At 57.4% G+C, this 2,989-nt stretch carries 1 protein-coding gene and 1 pseudogene; both read left to right on the top strand.

Annotation, left to right across the window (positions count from 1 at the left end; genetic code table 11):
• Positions 1-287, top strand: a pseudogene (locus AC066S_RS38625) (hypothetical protein); the annotation flags it as partial.
• An 809-nt stretch (positions 288-1,096) separates the two neighbouring features.
• Positions 1,097-2,500, top strand: a complete 1,404-nt coding sequence (locus tag AC066S_RS38620) for a GGDEF domain-containing protein (RefSeq protein WP_126262239.1) — start codon at positions 1,097-1,099, stop codon at positions 2,498-2,500.
• Positions 2,501-2,989: the final 489 nt, after the last annotated feature.

Genomic DNA, 2,989 nt, shown 5'->3' with positions numbered 1-2,989 from the left:
TGAAAGCCGGAGTGTGGTTCCGCCGTGCTCGTCTGCTCATCGTCTCTCCTGATTCGCGGGTCAATCTTGCCCGCCGTCAGGCAGAAACTCCACTTATCGCGCTGTTCAGATTTGCGGGACCAGCTCATCCGCCATTATTTACCCTCCGGTTGAGCGTCGTGCGGGTGCCTCGTAAAATTCGCCGGGAGCTCACTGATCACGTTGCGCAGAGCTGTTGCTATCGCAGCAGCTCGCACGTTGCTTCATTTAGCAACACACCAACATGCACTCAATGCGGGCACGTCTGAGGCGATCAGACTTCCCTACATCACCGTGGTGGTAGTCGCGACCAAACCTGGTGATGTTGTCAGCCCAGCAAGTTGCGTGCCAGCCTCGCACTTGAAGCGGTTGACGACCGACCTTTGTTAGGAACCTACAAGGTTTAGCAGGCGGCTAACTAAACAGGCTTAGGTATTGCTAACGGCCTCGTTTGTGCAACGCGGGGATATTCCACACGAAGGAGGCCACAGATGGTCTACACTAAACTCGCCAATCAAAGGGGGCTGACGCTTACGCGTGTTGCTCATCACCCGTGTTTTGGTTCCGAGCCGGACCAGTAACGGGCCGATTGTCGCGGCGATGCTACCGGCGGTCGGCATGCACAGACTCGTGATTTCCTCTGTCTTTCAATGGCGTGTTTTCGACGCCTTGCAGAGTGACAACTCGCGCCAGGAGCTGGGACCAATCTGCTGAACGCACCCTCGACACCCCTGACCGTCAGCGGAGCGGGTGGCCTGAACGTGGTGGGCACAAATACGTAAACGAAGCCCACGGCGCTGCTGATTCCGGCGGCGGCGGAACCTGGTCGCTCCTATCCGCAGGGTCGCCAGCTCGACGGAGTGCAGCAGATCGACCGAAAGCTGAAGCTCATTCCCTTCGTCGGCACCGCGGTGATCGCGCGTCGCTTGTTGAATGGCTTTACGACCACAACGCACCATGGCCCCTTCATCTGCGTAGCTACAGCATGGACCGAAGGTGCTCTGGGACAGCGCATCCCTCGGAGACGCCCAAGAGTTCATGGACGAACGTAAGTCATCATGTGAGAGACGATACGCATATGAGCACCAATCTTGCGGTACAGGCACCGACCAATGCGCTCCGGCTGGTCACACAGGCGTATTCGAGCCTTCTCCTTATCGCCTTCGCCCTGATGCCCGCCCAGTTCATCGCCTACCTGTATTTCCAACAGGATTCCACGCTAAAATTCGAAAATCACTTGTTCCACGAATTCGCGATTGCCGTCGCGACTCTCGAAGGGCTGTTCGTCACTTATGTGACGTGGCGTTGCTACCAGACTTCAGGCGAACCTCTGTTGCGTTGGTTAACGCTGGGCTTTCTCGGCTTCGTGCTGATTTATTCGCCGCACGGTGCCCTCACCGGGATGGCACACCGCAACATTTGGCTGTTTCTGCTCTATGGACCGGCTTCGCGTCTTGCGATGTCGGTTCTGCTCTTCGTTGGCCTGCTCAGCTACAGCCAGCCGTCAGACGAGGTCGAAAAGCGTTCGGATGCGCGCGCATGGCTGATGTGGATCGGCCTGTTCCTGACGATGGACATAGCCGTCGCACTGATCGCCTACTCCCCCTATGCGGGACATCCCGCGGTACGCTTGTCCATGGAGGGCGGCGCACTGGTATTCAGCGTGCTGAACGTCGCGGCGATGCTGACGCGACGGATTCGATCGCCGCTCATGCTTATTTTCGGCATTTCGGTCGCGTGGTTTGCGATATCGTCGCTCGCATTCATGCTGGCGGCGCCCTGGAATCATATGTGGTGGCTCGCCCACGCGATCTTTGCTGGCGGATTCTTCCTGCTCAGCTATGGCGTTGTCCAGGCTTTCCGAACGACACAATCATTCTCGGCCATCTATAGCCAGGAGGAAATGACCGCCCGCCTGGCCGAATCGATGGCCGAGACCCAAAGGGCGCTACAGCAACTGCAACAGAGCAATCAAAGGTTGGAACGCCTTGCCGCCACCGACCCACTGACCGGTGCCGGAAATCGGCGCCACTTCATCGAGCATATTGGCGACGAGATCGCGCGGGCCAAACGAAGCGGTGCTCCATTATCTCTGCTCTCGATCGATCTCGATGATTTCAAGTATATCAATGACTCGCGCGGTCACAGTGTCGGCGATGAAGTCCTCCGCGCATTCGTACGAAAGTGTCTGGAGGCGATCCGCCCTTACGACTCTGTCGCGCGCGTGGGCGGTGAAGAATTTATGGTGTTGCTCCCGGGGGCGACGCTCGACGCCGCTTGCGCGGTGGCCGAGCGCCTTCGCTCTGCCATCGAAGGCGCCGCGTTCGATGTCGGAGCCAAACCGTCGGTCAGCGTCACCATCAGTGTTGGGGTATCGGAGTTCGGGCGCGATGGAGACACCCTTGACGGATTCCTGAGGGTCGCCGATCAGCGGCTATATCGTGCAAAATTTGAAGGTCGCAATCGTGTGATTGTCGCGTAGCCGCTTGCCGGGAATTGCCATGTCCTTGATTCATACGGCGTTGTTCAACGGCTTTCGTTCCGTGGCACGTTCAAGGTGACCGATGAGTTGTGCCGGGAACGACTATCGCGTTTTAGCATCGCGCCTTGCGAAGGCGTTACTCGGGGTTCGACGATGGGTACACAACATATGGTTTTCAATCCATGCTATCTGAAATCGCTAAAAACACCGGCCTCAGCGAAGGTTCGACTATGATGAGTTTGTCTCCACGATCACGCGCGTTGCACGCCGATTGGTTCGATTGGTGTAGTTCTGCCACGAGGGATTTTGTTGTTCTCTTTGGGGGCGTTGTTCTCGCCTCTATTTTGGTGCATGTCTATGAGTGAGCTGGTCCCGCAAATCTGAACAGCGCGATAAGTGGAGTTTCTGCCTGACGGCGGGCAAGATTGACCCGCGAATCAGGAGAGACGATGAGCAGACGAGCACGGCGGAACCACACTCCGGCTTTCA

The organism is Bradyrhizobium sp. CFUWI (genome assembly GCF_056429085.1).
Note: the sequence above shows the minus strand (reverse complement) of the source record. Positions and strands in the feature narration are given on the sequence as shown.

Coding starts and splice junctions, on each gene's coding strand:
- AC066S_RS38620 (WP_126262239.1), top strand. CDS start 1,097: ATGAGCACCAATCTTGCGGTACAGGCACCGACCAATGCGCTCCGGCTG.